This window comes from Aquabacterium commune (genome assembly GCF_004362855.1).
In the GTDB taxonomy this organism is placed as follows: domain Bacteria; phylum Pseudomonadota; class Gammaproteobacteria; order Burkholderiales; family Burkholderiaceae_C; genus Aquabacterium; species Aquabacterium commune.
Window position 1 is genome coordinate 298,723 of record NZ_SNXW01000004.1, and the last position, 14,410, is coordinate 313,132.

The 14,410-nt window shown below is 62.2% G+C and carries 17 protein-coding genes; 8 read left to right on the forward strand and 9 right to left on the reverse strand.

Going from position 1 to position 14,410, the window contains the following annotated elements; genetic code table 11:
* Positions 1-5: 5 nt before the first annotated feature.
* From EV672_RS09685 to EV672_RS09700, 4 genes are read right to left on the reverse strand one after another with little or no spacing between them, the layout of a single operon-like run.
* Positions 6-572: a TetR/AcrR family transcriptional regulator gene (locus tag EV672_RS09685; protein ID WP_125245605.1), complete on the reverse strand. Its 567-nt coding sequence runs from the start codon at positions 570-572 to the stop codon at positions 6-8.
* A gap of 55 nt (positions 573-627) precedes the next feature.
* A complete protein-coding gene (locus tag EV672_RS09690; RefSeq protein ID WP_125245604.1) occupies positions 628-1,311 on the reverse strand; it encodes a cupin domain-containing protein in 684 nt (227 codons plus the stop codon).
* Positions 1,312-1,359: 48 nt separating this feature from the next.
* Positions 1,360-1,977, reverse strand: coding sequence for a glutathione S-transferase family protein (locus EV672_RS09695; RefSeq protein ID WP_125245603.1), 618 nt, complete (start codon positions 1,975-1,977; stop codon positions 1,360-1,362).
* Positions 1,978-2,012: 35 nt separating this feature from the next.
* Positions 2,013-2,264 (reverse strand): carboxymuconolactone decarboxylase family protein, encoded by a 252-nt coding sequence (locus EV672_RS09700; RefSeq protein ID WP_125245602.1) that lies wholly within the window; start codon positions 2,262-2,264, stop codon positions 2,013-2,015.
* Between the two features lie 216 nt (positions 2,265-2,480).
* On the opposite strand from EV672_RS09700, the gene EV672_RS09705 reads away from it, so the two are divergent.
* Complete coding sequence (locus EV672_RS09705; protein WP_125245601.1) at positions 2,481-3,548, forward strand: IS5 family transposase; 1,068 nt, start codon at positions 2,481-2,483, stop codon at positions 3,546-3,548.
* Here EV672_RS09705 and EV672_RS09710 read toward each other — a convergent pair.
* Positions 3,497-3,808 carry a hypothetical protein gene (locus EV672_RS09710; protein ID WP_125245600.1) on the reverse strand — a complete coding sequence of 104 codons (312 nt, stop codon included), beginning with the start codon at positions 3,806-3,808 and terminating at the stop codon, positions 3,497-3,499. The two genes, EV672_RS09705 and EV672_RS09710, sit on opposite strands and share 52 nt — an antisense overlap.
* 321 nt (positions 3,809-4,129) lie before the next feature.
* Here EV672_RS09710 and EV672_RS09715 point away from each other — a divergent pair, with 321 nt between their 5' ends.
* The 5 genes from EV672_RS09715 to EV672_RS19240 all read left to right on the forward strand — a co-directional run bounded on the left by EV672_RS09715 (position 4,130) and on the right by EV672_RS19240 (position 8,445).
* Entirely contained in the window at positions 4,130-5,104 is a 975-nt protein-coding gene (locus EV672_RS09715; protein ID WP_125245599.1) for a BtrH N-terminal domain-containing protein, read from the forward strand.
* Between the two features lie 35 nt (positions 5,105-5,139).
* Positions 5,140-5,610 (forward strand): PaaI family thioesterase, encoded by a 471-nt coding sequence (locus EV672_RS09720; RefSeq protein WP_199758686.1) that lies wholly within the window; start codon positions 5,140-5,142, stop codon positions 5,608-5,610.
* Positions 5,607-6,053: a PaaI family thioesterase gene (locus EV672_RS09725; RefSeq protein WP_199758685.1), complete on the forward strand. Its 447-nt coding sequence runs from the start codon at positions 5,607-5,609 to the stop codon at positions 6,051-6,053. Before EV672_RS09720 ends, EV672_RS09725 begins: the two co-directional genes overlap by 4 nt.
* 358 nt (positions 6,054-6,411) lie before the next feature.
* Positions 6,412-6,651: a hypothetical protein gene (locus tag EV672_RS09730; RefSeq protein ID WP_125245598.1), complete on the forward strand. Its 240-nt coding sequence runs from the start codon at positions 6,412-6,414 to the stop codon at positions 6,649-6,651.
* Between the two features lie 249 nt (positions 6,652-6,900).
* A complete protein-coding gene (locus EV672_RS19240; protein ID WP_125245597.1) occupies positions 6,901-8,445 on the forward strand; it encodes a methyl-accepting chemotaxis protein in 1,545 nt (514 codons plus the stop codon).
* Here EV672_RS19240 and EV672_RS09740 read toward each other — a convergent pair.
* Entirely contained in the window at positions 8,418-9,497 is a 1,080-nt protein-coding gene (locus tag EV672_RS09740) for an AraC family transcriptional regulator (protein ID WP_125245596.1), read from the reverse strand. The genes EV672_RS19240 and EV672_RS09740 overlap by 28 nt on opposite strands.
* 114 nt (positions 9,498-9,611) lie before the next feature.
* Here EV672_RS09740 and EV672_RS09745 point away from each other — a divergent pair, with 114 nt between their 5' ends.
* Complete coding sequence (locus tag EV672_RS09745) at positions 9,612-10,799, forward strand: alkane 1-monooxygenase (protein ID WP_125245595.1); 1,188 nt, start codon at positions 9,612-9,614, stop codon at positions 10,797-10,799.
* Here EV672_RS09745 and EV672_RS09750 read toward each other — a convergent pair.
* The 3 genes from EV672_RS09750 to EV672_RS09760 all read right to left on the reverse strand — a co-directional run bounded on the left by EV672_RS09750 (position 10,788) and on the right by EV672_RS09760 (position 13,747).
* Positions 10,788-11,270: a hypothetical protein gene (locus EV672_RS09750; protein WP_125245594.1), complete on the reverse strand. Its 483-nt coding sequence runs from the start codon at positions 11,268-11,270 to the stop codon at positions 10,788-10,790. The two genes, EV672_RS09745 and EV672_RS09750, sit on opposite strands and share 12 nt — an antisense overlap.
* Before the next feature lie 282 nt (positions 11,271-11,552).
* The gene (locus EV672_RS09755; protein WP_230179365.1) at positions 11,553-12,716 is read right to left on the reverse strand and encodes an alkane 1-monooxygenase; all 1,164 of its coding nucleotides are present in this window, start codon (positions 12,714-12,716) and stop codon (positions 11,553-11,555) included.
* Complete coding sequence (locus tag EV672_RS09760; protein WP_133608664.1) at positions 12,716-13,747, reverse strand: 2Fe-2S iron-sulfur cluster-binding protein; 1,032 nt, start codon at positions 13,745-13,747, stop codon at positions 12,716-12,718. Before EV672_RS09760 ends, EV672_RS09755 begins: the two co-directional genes overlap by 1 nt.
* Before the next feature lie 127 nt (positions 13,748-13,874).
* Here EV672_RS09760 and EV672_RS09765 point away from each other — a divergent pair.
* A partial coding sequence (locus EV672_RS09765) for an AraC family transcriptional regulator ligand-binding domain-containing protein (RefSeq protein WP_166643522.1) occupies positions 13,875-14,410 on the forward strand: 536 nt, incomplete at its 3' end.

The window sequence follows — 14,410 nt, forward strand, 5'->3', positions numbered from 1 at the left end:
CCGTCTCAGACTGCCGTGCCGGCCGCAAACGAGTTGATCAGTTGGCGTTGTGCATGCAAGTGGTCTCCAGCGCTGTTCACGCGGTCCAGCAACAAGGCGCCTTCCAGCCCGGACATCATCACGGCGGCCAACCGGCTTGGGGGCAGGGGGTTAAGCAGTTCGCCCTTATGTTGCTTCAGGATCTGGGCCAACCAAGCTTCTGCCTGTTTGAAGAAGCCGCTCAAGAGGCTGCGGCAGTGCTCGTCGAGTGAGGACAACTCGGCGGCCAACATGCCGCACAGGCACAGCTTGTCGTCCTGAGCAGCTTCTTCAAATAGGTCAATAAAGGCTGACAGCTTGCGTTTTAAGGCTGTAGGCTTGTTGGCAATGGCTGTCAAGCGCTGCGCGAAGGCCTCGCTGTAGCTGGTGATCAGCACGGCGGTGAGGTCGTGCTTTTCCGGAAAGTAGTAGTGCACGCTAGACGACTTGACGCCCGTCTGTTCGGCGAGTTGGCGAAAACTCAGTTCGCGCAAGCCCGATCGCTGGACGATGGCCTGCGCCAGGGTTTGCAGTTCGGTACGTTTGTTAGCCATGGTACCGTTGTCTCAACCGTACATATTTTTGCGATATCGCTTTGCCAAGTGCTAGTCAAGCCGAAGGTGGGACTTGCACCAAGCTCAGGTGGCGCGTTTTGACCCAGACGGTGGTGCCTTGCGCCCCAGCGATGGCGGTGAGTCGCCCCCCTCGAGGGACGCGCAACCAAGACCAGGCTCGCAGTTCGTCTGCGCCCTCTGTGAAGCCGCCGGACAGCACCAGCAGTTCCGCGCCGTCAGGCATCACGGCGTCAAGCCGTGTGCCGGGTAGCCAGGTCTCCAGGCTCACAGTTTCGCGCTCGTCCTCGAACAAGGGCGTCACCGCCACGCCGGGGCGGGTGGCGTCGTCCACACGGCCGATCTTGTTGGTGTCGATCACCTCCGGGGTGCGGTCCGCCGGGTCGAACTGCCACAGCTTCACGAAGATCACGCAACCGGTCTCGGAGCCTGGCGTGTGTCGTGTGGTGGGCGGGTTGCGGATATAGCTGCCGGCAGGGTAGTCGCCGCGCTCGTCCTGGAAGACCCCGTCAAGCACCAGGAACTCTTCACCACCGTGGTGGGTGTGCGGGCTGAAATGGCTGCCGGGTGCGTAGCGCACGATGGAGGTTGCTCGGGCAACCTCACCGCCTATGCGGTCGAGCATTCTGCGCTGTACACCTGCCACAGGGGAGTCCACCCAGGGCAGGTCGGCACCATGCAGTAGCACCCGTTGGTCGAACTGGGCGTTGATGAGGTCCATCGGTACTCCGTTTGGGTGGTCAGGTGAAGGCAGTTGAGACTGTTCGAATCAGCCACCCATGCTGGGGCGCTGGGCCATACGAGCGCGCCACGCCTTCAGATGAGGCAAGTCCGCAGGCAACTCGATCTTGGCGAAGTCAGCAAAATTCAGGCCCACGAACAAAGTGATATCGGCGACTGAGAAGTGCTGGCCGGCTGCAAAGGGCTGCGTTGCCAGCACGCTGTCGAAATAGCGCATGCCGGCGATGGCACGCTCACGCTGCTTCAAACCCCATTCTTTGTTCTGGTACAGCTCCAGCGCACCAAGGCCGGGTGTGGCATGGTGGAAGTAGGTACCCACGGCGTCCATCACGCCCTGTTCGGCGCGGCACTGCATCATGTGGATCACCGCGCGGTCCTTGGCGGTCGTGCCAGTCAGCGAAATGCCGTCGAATGCATGGTCGATGTACTCAGTAATGGCCGTGCATTCGCTGATGGTGGTGCCGTCGCCCAATTCCAGCACAGGCACGGTAGCGTTGGGATTCATCGCCAAAAAGCCGGGCAGGCGGTGCTCGCCCTTCAAAACGTCGACATGCACAAATTGCATCTTGTCAGTGGCGCCTTTTTCGGCAAGGGCAATGCGCACACGGGCGGGGTTGGGAAAGCCTTCAAAGTCGTAGATTTTCATGATTTATGGGTTCATGGGTTCATGGGTTTGTGAATTCACGCAGGGTCGGTTATCAGATGCGTGCCATGGGTGAGAGCAGCGCCAGCACGTAGTGCTACGGCCACGAAGGTTGCCTGAGCCAGTTCTTGCTCGTTGGCACCAGCAGCAACTGCTGCCTTGCGATGAACCTCCAGACAGTAGCCGCACTGCGTGGTAAGTGCCACAGCGATTGCGATCAACTCTTTGTGTTTCTTTGAGATGGCGCCCTCTGCCAGTGCTGCCTTGTCCATTTCTTGGAAGCCTTTCATGGCTGCTGGAGCGCCAGCAGCAAGGCGAGGTATTTCTTCAGGTTGGAAAAGTCGAATGGAGTGTCTTTTGTGTTGTGGACAGGTTGCTAAGTTTATCTATCTATCAGAAGGTAGGCAATCTCCTTATTCTTCTAGGGGAATTGGTCTTGGTGACTTACCAGGGCACTTCTTGAAACCCACTGGCGCCGCGCTAGCTGACGCGGCAAGATGCTGATCATGGTCACACCGCGCATCAAGCCATCGGTCTTCTTTCAAGACCCGCCCGACACCGACTTGTTTGTGCAGGCACATCGGCAAGCCAAGTTGGGCAGCTACGTTGCCAACCTGGCGGCGATGGATGGACTGATCGACTTCAGTGCAGTGGCCCAATCGGTTGAGACGGCGTGCCCACGTGCAGAGCGCAGCAAGGGCGGTCGACCGCCCTACGCCAGCGAGGTCATGGTGCGAATGGAGTTCCTGCAGGCGCTGTACAACCTCAGCGATGAGGAGTGCGAGCACCAGATGCTCGACCGCATGAGCTTTCAGCGGTTTTGCCGCGTCGACGGCCAGCTCCACATTCCCGATGCGCGCACGCTGTGGAGCTTCAAGCAACGCCTGGCCAAGGGCGGTCTGGGTGGACGGGTCATCTTCGCTGCGGTGAGCCAGCAGTTGCAGCAGCAGGACTACCTCCCGCGTGGCGGGCAGATTGTGGATGCCAGTATCGTGCAAGCGCCCATCACGCAGGCCCTCAGCGAAGAGCGCCAGGCGCTCAACGAAGGCCAGGCACCTGAGGGTTGGAGCACGAAGCGGTTGCAGCACACCGACCGAGATGCGCGCTGGACCAAGAAGCATGGCAAGAGCTTTTATGGCTACAAGGTGCACAGCAACGTGGACGCACGCTGGAAGCTGATTCGCCGCATCGTGGTGACGCCAGCCAATGTGGACGATGGTCAATCGCTGGGGGAGGTGCTAGACGCGGGCAACACCCGAGGACGCGTGTTGGCAGACCGGGGTTATGACGCGCAGGCCAACCGTGAATTGCTGGCCCGACACCAGTTGGGCGACGGTATCGCCCGGCGAGCCAAGCCAGGCCAGAAAGCCCGACAGCGGCTGGGCGCGCGCAACCGCAGCATCAACAAGACAAGGTCCCGCGTCGAACATGTGTTTGCCGGGCTGGAGCAGCTGGGTGGCAAAGTGGTTCGGGCCATGACGCTGGCCAGAAACGAGCTGGCGATCACGCTCAAGTGCGTGGCCTACAACGCCAAAACATTGGTGTGGTTGGTGGCGCAAGGCGCGCCGACATGAGGGGCAAGATGCGCGCGCATGGTGCCCAGGCGGGCGTTTTGCAGCGTGCCAGGGTCAGCCTGCGCTGCGGCGGGCGGCCAGAGCGGGTACCGCAATGAGGCCGCCGGGCCGAACAATCTCAAGGCCTGGGGCGAATGGGCCTCCTGCGCTTTGGGAAATTGGGTTACGCGAAGTGCCCACCAGTAACCTGCCGCAGCAGACTCTGTGACCTGCTTGACCGCTTCAAGATTGAATTTTGGGGTGTAACGTAGTTTGCTCATGACACCTCCTATTGGCCTTCAATGTGAGAGTCATAGGTGTTAGCTGGGCAGGGGCGATCCAGTGAAATGGATCTGGGGCCTGTCCAGAAAGGCTCGTATGATCGGTTTGGTGAAGGCCTCGGGTACAGTTAGGTGAACGGGTTCTGGTGCAGGCTTGACTCAAGCAAGTTCTGAGGTCACCAGCCTGACCTGAAACGTTTTTGGGTAATGGGATGGGCCAATGGTTACGGCAACGCAAATTGCGACGGAGCGATATGAGCCCAAGTTCATTCATCATTCTTTAAGAAGGGTAAGTCGATAGTGACATTACACACAGCAGATATGGCACAGGCCCCCGACATTCCCCATCGGTCCGGCCGCCATTGCGGGAGTTCGGCCATCCGGGACTTGCTTGAGTTCCATGGCACGACGCTGACCGAGGCCATGTGTTTTGGGCTGGGCTCGGGGCTGGGCATCACATACCTGACGCTGCCTGATGCCCCGGTACCTTTTCTGGTCCATGTGCGCTCGCTGGGATATGAGGAGCGGGTATTCCAGGCGCTGGACGTACCGTTCGCCTGGACAAGTTACAGCTCCGTCGAGGAGGGCGCGCAGGCGCTGGATGGCTTGCTCGACCAGGGGCGCCCAGCCCTGCTCCTGACCGATATTTTTCACTTGCCGTACTTTACCAGCCGGACGCATTTTCCCGGCCACGCCATCGTTGCCTGGCAGCGCCAACCGGCGGACGGCTGCATTCTGGTGACCGATACCGAGCGCCCCGCGCCCATCCCGGTGGCACGTTCCGATCTGGCCCGTGCCCGCTTCGCGGAACTGCCTCCTTTTTTTCATGCTGGCAACTTGTTCGCGCCTCCCGCCATTCATGCGCGGCTTTCGGTCGAGCGGGTGGCTGAAGCCATACGCCACAACGCACGTTTACTGCTGGAGGGCGGACCTTATGCCGGCGTGGCCGCGCTCGATACCTGGCTGGCCGATCTTGGTCGCTGGGAACGCGAGGGCGACTGGCGCTGGACGACGCGTTTTGCTTATCAAATCATCGAACGGCGCGGCACGGGCGGCGGCGGTTTTCGCAAAATGTACGCAGAATTTCTGAACGAAGCCGCATCGGCTGATCCACGCATCAGCGATCTGCAACTGCCGCAGCTTATGACAGACTGTGCCGCATGCTGGACATCGCTGGCGCTGGCGCTGAAAGCAGGCTCCGAGAGTGAATGCTTCCCTACGAAATTGCTCGCAGATGCCCTGCAAGCCGTACGGGCGGCGGAGCGTCGCTATATCGACGCTGCTCTGATCTATTGAGTGAACACATTTACAGTGCAAATTGAGGAGCAGGCATGTCGCATATGAAGCCGCAACTGGACCAAGCTGCCATGGCAAAAGCTTTTTTCGGCAGTCAGCATCCACTGTTCAACGCCCTCGGCGTCGACGTGGTGGCGGTGGCCGACGCCAAGGCGGAGATGGTGATGCCGTTTTCTGAGGCTCTGGCCGACGGCCTTGGAGCGTTGCATCGGGGCACACTCGTGACCCTGCTTGACACGACGTGTGGACTGGCGATTTTCTCCGCGCTACGCTCGCTCAGGCCTATCGCCACCATTGACCTGCGCGTCGATTACCTTCGTGCCATTCCGGCGGGCAGCGGCCTGCGCGCGGTGGTCGAATGCATCGGCTGGACAGACAGCGTGGCCTTTGTCTCCGGCCGGGCTTATGCGGCGGGTGACGAGATGCCGCTTGCCACGGTGACGGGATCCTTTGCCATCGATACGTTAGGACCGGCTTTCGATACGACGGACAGGAGTGCGGCATGACGAGGGTGGTTAAATCAATGACAGATTGTGCAGAGGCAGCAATGGTCCTCGTGCCGGCGGTGCCCTTCCATCGGTTTCTGGGTATGCGGGAGGAGGTCGTTGAGGGCGAGACACGCTACCTCATGGACTTTTGCGAAAATCATGTCGGCAATCCCCTGATCCGGACCTTCCATGGTGGTGTACTTGCCAGCTTTGGAGAAGTGGTCGCGGCTACCCATCTTGCACGATCCCTGGCGCGGGTCGAGTTACCTGCTTGCTCGACGCTTACCTTCGATTACTTGCGACCGGCTTTCGCCGGCACGATTTGCGCGGTGCCCCACATTGTGCGGGCGGGACGACGTATCACAACGGTCTCGGTGCAGTTGCGCCTGGACAATAAGCTGGCGTGCATTGGGCGCTTCCTGTTTCCCGTGGGGACTGCAGACTTGGGAGGCAGCGCGTGACCCACGGTCGAGACATGACTGGTTTACGAATCAAAACTGACGCTTGAATCGCCACACGCCCAACCCGAAGATCGCCATGCCAAGCAGCAGCGCCAAACCCACAGGATGTCCCATCCCGCGCCCTGAAGCAGGATGCCGTAGCCCATCTCGACGAAGTAATAAAGTGGAGAGATAGACATGGCTTCGCGCAGCCCGATGGCATGGCTTCGGGTGGGGATCAGGTACCGGAAGGGAAGGTCATCGGCACCAGCACGAGGATGGCGAGCAGCGCAGCCTGGGCGAGATTGGGTGCGATGGTGGCGATGTAGAGACCCAGTTCGCGGCGGTGGATGTGTAGAGCGCTGTGCTGCCCGACCCGATGGCCACGTCCTACCGGGACCCGAAGAAGCCCCTGTGGCTGCTGCCAGCCCTGATCCCCGCCATCGTGGCCACGGGCCCGGTGGCCCAGCTGATGGGCCAGGACCACGCCGCCTGGTACGTCCTGCCCTTTTTGGTGCTGTTCGTGCTGGTGCCCATCCTGGAATGGCTGATCGGCGACGACACCAGCAACCCGCCCGAGGCCGCCGTGCCCGACCTCGAACCTTGGCTGCAAGCTTGACCAGGTCGTCTATGCGGACGGTGCCGTCGACGACGGAGAACTCGGTGTGGGCGCGGAGGTGAACAAAAGGCATGGGGCGATTGTAAGAAGCCGGCGCCCCTCGCCTGCACCCAATTCCCCGGGCAGTTTTTTCAGATTCGCAGGTTTGAATGCGCTGGATGTATCAATTTGCGACCGAATCTCCGAACGATGTCTTCAGTTCTCTGGTTCTGCGCCGGCAACAACGACGAATGCTGAAAGGAGCTCGACATGTCATTTTTCGGTGCGCGCGGGCTTGCCGCCCGCATCGCCCTGGCTTCGGTGCTGGTTTGCGCCGGCCTGATCGGGGCCGCCCTGTTCACGGTCTGGCGGCTGCAGGACGTCTCCACCGTCAGCGATCAAACGGCCAAGCACCGCATCCCGCAACTCTCGGAGATCGCCCAGGTCGAGCTCAACGTCACCCGCGCCTCGCTGCAACTGCGCCACGCCATGCTGGCGCGCACGCCCGCTGAACGCGACGCGGCCTTGCAGGACGTGCAAACCAAACGCCAGCTGATCGAGCAGCTGCTCAAGACCTATGAGCAGCAACTGTTCACCAGCGCCGGCAAGGAACGCTTTGAGGCCATCCCGCCAGCGGTGCAGGCTTTCTGGGTCCAAGGGGAGGCCAACGTCAAGCTCATCGCCGAGGGCCGCAAGGACGAGGCCTTTGCTTACCTGGTCGACCACACCATCCCGGCTCGCAACGCGCTGCTCAAAGAACTGGCGGAGACCGTGAGCTACCAGCGCGACAGCGCCGAGCGCGACATCGCGCACATCCAATCGAGCATCCAGCAGACCTTGATGGTGCTGTTGGGCGTGTTCCTGTTCATCGGCGGCGCCATGGTGACGCTGTCCTGGTGGATCGGGCGCACCCTGAAGATGCGGGTGGATCGCTCACGGGAGGTGGCCGAGCGCGTGCGCGATGGCAACCTCAGCACCACCATCCACGAAGATCAGCGCGACGAGTTCACGCCCCTGCTGGCGGCGCTTTCCGACATGCAGGCCAGCTTGACCCAGGTGGTCACGCGGGTGCGCGGCAACGCCGAAGCCGTGGCCACGGCCAGCGCCCAGATTTCGCAAGGCAGCCAGGACCTGTCGCAACGCACCGAGCAACAAGCCGGCTCGCTGCAGCAAACCGCCTCCACCATGTCGGACCTGGGGCACACGGTGCAGCGCAACGCAGAGAACGCATTGCAGGCCACCGCCATGGCCCAGGCGGCCGCTCAGGTCGCCGAACAGGGCGGTGGGGTCGTGCGCGAGGTGGTCGAGACCATGCAGGGCATCAACGAGGCCTCGCGCAAGATCTCCGACATCATCTCGGTGATCGACGGCATCGCCTTCCAGACCAACATCCTGGCCCTGAACGCGGCGGTGGAAGCGGCCCGCGCAGGTGAGCAAGGCCGAGGCTTCGCCGTGGTGGCGGCCGAGGTGCGCTCGCTGGCGCAGCGCAGCGCTGGCGCCGCCCGCGAGATCAAGCACCTCATCACGGCCAGCGCCGAGCGCGTCGAGCGAGGCAGCACGCTGGTGAACCAGGCCGGTGACACCATGGTCCAGATCGTGGATGCCATCGGGCGGGTCAACACCATCGTGGCCGAGATCAGCACGGCCAGCGCCGAGCAGCAAGCCGGGGAGTCGGTGGTCGGCCAGGCCATCCAGCAAATGGACCACGGCACGCAGCAGAACGCGGCCCTGGTTGAAGAGTCGGCCTCGGCCTCCGAGAGCCTGCAGCACCAGGCTGCCGAGCTCGTTCAGTCGGTGGCGGTGTTCAAGGTCTGAGCACCCGCTGATCGCCGGAAGTCGCTCGGCGGCATGCCCACCCAGCGCCGGAAGGTGCGGCTGAAATTGGACGTGTCCTGATAGCCCAGCCGGTCGGCGATGGCTTCGACGCTCATGTCCGAGTGCAGCAGCCACCAGCAGGCCAGGTCTTCGCGCACGCGGTCGAGCAGCTGCTGGTAGGTCAGGCCCTCGTCGCCCAGTTTGCGGATCAGGGTGCGGCTGGAGACGTGCTCGCGCTCGGCCAACTCGCTCAGGGTCGGGTAGCCGCCCTCGCAGGCCAGCAAGAGCCTCAAGATGCGGTCGCCCACGGGCCCCAGGCGGTCACGCGGGTCGTTCTGCTGTGACCACAGGCGCTCGCACTCGCGCAAGGCCATGCGGTGGGTCTGCGGGTCAGGGGCCAGGCCCGGGTGGCTCAGGAGCGACAGCGGCAACACCATGGCCGAGCGCTCCATGCCAAAGCGCACCGAAGGCCACCAGCGGCGGTAGGCATCGGCCCACGGCGGCTCCGGGAAGGCGAACTCCACACGGGCCACGCGGGTCATGTCCAGCCCCGTGAGCGTGTCGAGCAGGCGCAGGCCCGCGCCCATCAGGTGGCCCATGATGTACTCGCGCACATCCGGGGCCTGCAGGTGCTCGCGCATCCACAGGGTGACCTCGTCGCCCTGCTGGTCGACCTCCAGCGAGATCAGGCTCTGACGCAAGCCGGCGTGGCGCTGGATCAGGGCCAGCGCCTGCCCCACGTTGTCGCACGACATGGCCGCCACCCCCACCGGCCCGTGCGCCGACAGCTGCGTGCCCCAGCCCACGGTGATGCCCAGCCAGGGCTCCTGCGTGAGCGCCACCGCGCGCCGGATCAGCCGGGTCACCTCGTCGAAGCTCAGGTAGCGGTTGCCCTCGTGCAGTGACGCCCAGTTCAGCCGCGTGCCGGACAGGATCTGCGCCTCGTCGAAGCCACGGCGGCGCATCTCGGCGCAGATCAGCCGGGCGTAGATGGGGTGCAGCGCGGGCGCCAGCCAGTCGGCCGCCTGCGTGGGAGGGGTTCGGGTGCTCACGGTGAGTGTCACAAAATGACGATAAGTTGCCAGCGCAGACGGTACCCCATTTCGGCCTGCGCTCGCAAGATCGCATCACTCCATTTCACCGACTCACACCGAGGAGACAACAACATGAGCGCCGTGCTGCCCGACCCGCTGGCCGCGTCCTACCGGGACCCGAAGAAGCCCCTCTGGCTGCTGCCAGCCCTGATCCCCGCCATCGTGGCCACGGGCCCGGTGGCCCACCTGATGGGCCAGGACCACGCCGCCTGGTACGTCCTGCCCTTTTTGGTGCTGTTCGTGCTGGTGCCCATCCTGGACTGGCTGATCGGCGACGACACCAGCAACCCGCCTGAAGCCGCCGTGCCCGACCTCGAGCGCCGCGCCTTCTACCGCTGGATGATCTACCTGGCCATCCCCGTGGGCTGGGCCACCACGCTGTTCAACGTGTGGTTCCTGAGCACGCACGCGGTGCCCTGGTATGGCGTGGTCACCACCGTCATCATCAACGGCTTCATGCTGGGCCTGGTGATGAACATGAGCCACGAGCTGGGCCACAAGAAGGAATGGCTGCCCCGCAAGGCCGCGCTGTTCAACCTCTCGCTGGGCGCCTACACGCACTTTTGCATCGAGCACAACCGCGGCCACCACCGCCACGTGGCCACGCCGGAAGACCCGGCTTCGTCCAAGATGGGCGAGACGATCTACCGCTTCATGTTCCGCGAGATGCCCGGCGCCTACTTCCGCGGCTGGGACCTGGAGGTCGAGCGCCTGGAGCGCCAGGGCAAGTCGGCCTGGAGCCTGGACAACGAGATCGTGCAGGGCTGGATCGGCACCGCCATCGTCTGGGGCGGCATGACCGCCTGGCTGGGCACGCAGGCCCTGGTGCTGCTGATGGTGCTGGCCTTCCTGGGCGCCTTCATGCTGACCTCGGCCAACTACATCGAGCACTACGGCCTGCTGCGCCAGAAGAAGCCCGATGGCCGCTACGAACACTGCCAGCCGCACCACTCGTGGAACAGCAACCACGTGCTGTCCAACATCCTGACCTTCCAGCTGCAGCGCCACTCCGACCACCACGCCAACCCGACGCGCAGCTACCAGTCGCTGCGCAGCTTCCACGACATTCCGACCTTCCTGCCGCTGGGCTACACGGGCATGTTCCTGGTCGCTTACGTGCCGCCGCTGTGGTTTGCCGTGATGGACAAGCGAGTGGTTAAAGCCACCGGTGGCGATGCCTCGCGCATCAACTTTTTGCCGGCGCAACGCAAGCGCTTGGTCCAGACCTATGAGATGCAGGACACGGCCTCAGCGGCCTGAAATATAAGCTCCCAACACTGATCGCGAGTGGCTGAGAAGGTCTGTCGCCTTCAGGATCGAGAACGTGCGCACCACCGTCTCCTCGGTTAGCACGCCCGTGTCATCCATCAGAAGGCATGGCGCCGCCTGGAATAGCGGCTCCACCATCAGGCGAAGGGGCAGGCGCGCGCGACGAGCCGCGCTGAGCCCGTCGGCAACGTCCGCGGCGTCGGGCCGAACATGTCGGCATGCTGCCATGCTCGCCTTGCGGGCGAATAGCGGAGCCAGCGACCTCTCTACCTCTGCCCACGGCACACGTAGTACCAGCATTGCCAGCGGGTCGCGCAAGCCGATCATGGCATCCACCGGGGAAAAACCCAGAGTTTTGGCCATCCCTGTTGCCAGGCTCTGCCCATATTCACGGGCGTGGCGGTGAATTTGCAAGACCGACACAGGGCGACGCTGAGCATGCGCCTGGAGGATTTTGCCCAAGCCCTACACGATCGCACACGAGGTCGGCCACCGATGTGCAAAACCTCGAAGGTACCTCTTTCAAGCTGGTACCCGATGCACGGGTGCGTCTGTCAGGCGCAATGGAAAGCCATGAGCGTACGCCTTGAGCGGCAGGGCGGTTACTATGCTGGCACCGGGCGGCGCACGAAACGCAGCAATTCAAGCAGGGGATGGAAAACAGCGACTTGAAGAAGCCATGAATGCAGGTCTAGCATCAATCACAGGTCTGCCACCGTAGCCCTATTTTTACAACGCCATGGCTCAAGCAGAAGCCTTGAGCCCCCAGCCAGCCCGCTTGTTGGCGGCCTCAGACAGCTTCAACTCTTCGGGGCTGGCGTACTTCAGATCCCACTCCTTGACCTTGGGGTCCATCAGTTTGAACCACAGAGGCGGAACCATGGCCACCAGGATGGTGGTCAGGTAGCCACCGATCATCATGGGCGCTTCAGGGAAGGGCTTGAGGTCTTGATAAGGCACTTCGCCTTGGGCATGGTGATGCGAGTGGCGGGTCAGGTTGAACATCGACCATGAACTGATGCGCTTGTTGGTGTTCCAAGAGTGACGAGGCTGAACCGGGAGCTTGGGGTCGCGAACCATGCCGTAGTGTTCCATGTAGTTAACGATCTCCAGCAGCGATTTGCCCCACAGCGCACTGGCAATGAAGAAGCCAGCCACAGGCCAGCCGCCCATGGCATATGCCACCGCTACCAACAGCAAACTCATCAGGTGACCACGGATCACGCCGTTACGCAAGGAGATGGCGCCGTGGCCATCGCGCTTGAGGCGCTTTTTCTCGATGTTCCACGCGCTGATGTTGCCCTTGATGGTCGAGGCCAGGACGTGGAAGTACACATTGCGGCCGCGAGGTGCGGTGGCTGGGTCTTCAGTGGTGGACACATAACGGTGATGGCCGTAGACGTGCTCGATCGAGAAAATGGTGTCAAAGCTGAAAGCCAACAACCAGCGACCGACAAACATCGAGATCGGATCCCAGGTGCGGTGAGTCAGTTCGTGGGCGGTGATGGTGCCAACCATGCCGATCATCAGGCCGGAGAGCAGGATGGTCGAGATGTGGTGGCCCCAGAAGGTGCTTTCGCGGGCTGCCAGGGCATCGAAGCCCGTGAGCTGCTGCACCCAGGCGCCATAGCCCAGCACGTCGCCGGAGCTCACACTCCAAAGCGATGCGAAGATGATCATTAACAGCAAGGGCAAAGCCATCCACAGCTGCGCAGTCAAGATGCCGGGATACTTGAAGGTGGGTGTGGTGGTGTCGTCGCCACAGACAGCGTCGCCCACCATGTAGAAAACCAAGATGGTGATCAGACCGTAGGTGGTGTAAGCGCCACCTAGGGTGACCATCGTCAGAGCCAGCAGGCCGATGATATGGAATAGGAAATACTTGAGGTAGTGCAGAATGTTCATCATCACTGTGCTCCTGTAGAGTCGTGCAAGGTCGTGAAACGGTCGGCGCGGATTTGTTCTTTGGCGATGCCGCGGTCGCGCAATACTGCGCTGACGGCATCGACCATGACGGGTGGGCCGCACAGGTAGGCATGGGCACCGTAGGGCAGGTGCTCGGCCAGGGCGCTGTCAACGTTGCCGAGCGCACCTGCCCAACTGCTGCCATCGGGTTCGGCCGACAGCACGGGCACAAAGCGGAAGGCCGCAGGCCATTGGGTGCGAAGGGCTTCCAGCGTGTCTTGAGCGTACAAGTCAGCTTGCTGGCGGGCACCAAACAAGATGGTGACGGGGCGTTTGACGCCTTGGGCCAGAGCGTCTTCCAAGATGGCCAGAACGGGGGCCAGGCCGCTGCCGCCGGCCACCATCAGTAAGGGGGCGTCAGAGGGGCGCAGCCAGAAATCGCCCATGGGGCCCTTCACGCTGGCGCGCTGTCCAACCAGATCATGTTTATGCACATGGCTGGAGAACACGCCATTGGGCACCTTGCGTACCAGGAAACTGACCTGGGAATTGGGCTGCGAGGCGGTGGCAAACGAGTAGCTGCGATCAACCCCGGGCAGGCTGTCAACCGACAATTGTGCGTACTGGCCAGCTTTGTAAGGCAGCGAGTCGTCCAGTTGGATGCGCAGGCTGACGATGTCGTGGGTGAGTGCGGTGCAGGCCACCACCCGGCCACTTACGGTGCGGCGGGCTTGCTGGGCGGCCATGTCTACTTCGATGGTGACATTGGTTTGTGGCACCGACTGGCAGGCCAGGATCATGCCGGCGTCCAAATCTTCGTCCGACAAGATGTAGGCGGTCTGAGTCAGCTCCTTGACCTTGCCGTCGACCAGCTTGCATTTACAGGCTGCGCAGCCACCCACGCGGCAGCTGTTCGGGAAATCAATGCCTTCGCGCAACGCTGCCTGGAGCAAGGTCTCCTTGGGATTGACCATGATGGGCACCCCATTGATGCTGGCCTGGTTGGGGCCGGACTTCTTGAAAAACGAAAACATTGGCGTACTGTTAGTTTGATGGCGCTAAGTATTTGTATCCTATGAATCCTGGGGTAGATCAAGGGTAGGTTGTCTTGACACAAAAAGGTCATTTATTGACAATTGGCGCTTTTCAAAAAATCAAACCGTGCACAACGCAGCACTGCCCCTCCACTACGTGCGCCTTATCGCCGACATGCTGTCTGGCATGGGGGTGAATGTGCCCGAGGTGCTTGCGGCAGCCGATCTGCAAATGGCGGACTTGGCCGACGGCCACCGGGGCTTGGGCTTCGTGCCCTTTCTGAAGTTGATGCATGCGGCCTTGGGCGCCGCAAAGGAGCCCGCTCTTGGCCTGCTCGTGGGGGAGCGCCTGCGCATCAACACTCACGGCAGGCTGGGTTACGCGGCCTTGAGCAGCAGCACCTTGCGTCAGGTTGTGTCGCTGCTGGAGAGCTTCTTGCCGCTGCGTACCACACTGGTGACGGTCACGCAGCGGGTTCAGGGTGACGAGGTATGGGTGGGCTTTCCTGTGGCCCGCCCACTCGACGGGCTGGATCTCGTGGTCAGCGAAGCCATCTTGTTGACCATCTGTCAACGGTATTCCAATTTTCCCCACCCATGGTCGTTCAAATTTCCCCACCCGGTTGAGGATCGGACTCGTCGGAACGAACGAGCCCGGCCTTG

Bases quoted from the DNA above. Each gene is read 5' to 3' on its own strand.
- EV672_RS09685 (WP_125245605.1), bottom strand. From the start codon at position 572: ATGGCTAACAAACGTACCGAACTGCAAACCCTGGCGCAGGCCATCGTC.
- EV672_RS09690 (WP_125245604.1), bottom strand. From the start codon at position 1,311: ATGGACCTCATCAACGCCCAGTTCGACCAACGGGTGCTACTGCATGGT.
- EV672_RS09695 (WP_125245603.1), bottom strand. From the start codon at position 1,977: ATGAAAATCTACGACTTTGAAGGCTTTCCCAACCCCGCCCGTGTGCGC.
- EV672_RS09700 (WP_125245602.1), bottom strand. From the start codon at position 2,264: ATGAAAGGCTTCCAAGAAATGGACAAGGCAGCACTGGCAGAGGGCGCC.
- EV672_RS09705 (WP_125245601.1), top strand. From the start codon at position 2,481: ATGGTCACACCGCGCATCAAGCCATCGGTCTTCTTTCAAGACCCGCCC.
- EV672_RS09710 (WP_125245600.1), bottom strand. From the start codon at position 3,808: ATGAGCAAACTACGTTACACCCCAAAATTCAATCTTGAAGCGGTCAAG.
- EV672_RS09715 (WP_125245599.1), top strand. From the start codon at position 4,130: ATGGCACAGGCCCCCGACATTCCCCATCGGTCCGGCCGCCATTGCGGG.
- EV672_RS09720 (WP_199758686.1), top strand. From the start codon at position 5,140: ATGTCGCATATGAAGCCGCAACTGGACCAAGCTGCCATGGCAAAAGCT.
- EV672_RS09725 (WP_199758685.1), top strand. From the start codon at position 5,607: ATGACGAGGGTGGTTAAATCAATGACAGATTGTGCAGAGGCAGCAATG.
- EV672_RS09730 (WP_125245598.1), top strand. From the start codon at position 6,412: ATGGCCACGTCCTACCGGGACCCGAAGAAGCCCCTGTGGCTGCTGCCA.
- EV672_RS19240 (WP_125245597.1), top strand. From the start codon at position 6,901: ATGTCATTTTTCGGTGCGCGCGGGCTTGCCGCCCGCATCGCCCTGGCT.
- EV672_RS09745 (WP_125245595.1), top strand. From the start codon at position 9,612: ATGAGCGCCGTGCTGCCCGACCCGCTGGCCGCGTCCTACCGGGACCCG.
- EV672_RS09755 (WP_230179365.1), bottom strand. From the start codon at position 12,716: ATGATGAACATTCTGCACTACCTCAAGTATTTCCTATTCCATATCATC.
- EV672_RS09760 (WP_133608664.1), bottom strand. From the start codon at position 13,747: ATGTTTTCGTTTTTCAAGAAGTCCGGCCCCAACCAGGCCAGCATCAAT.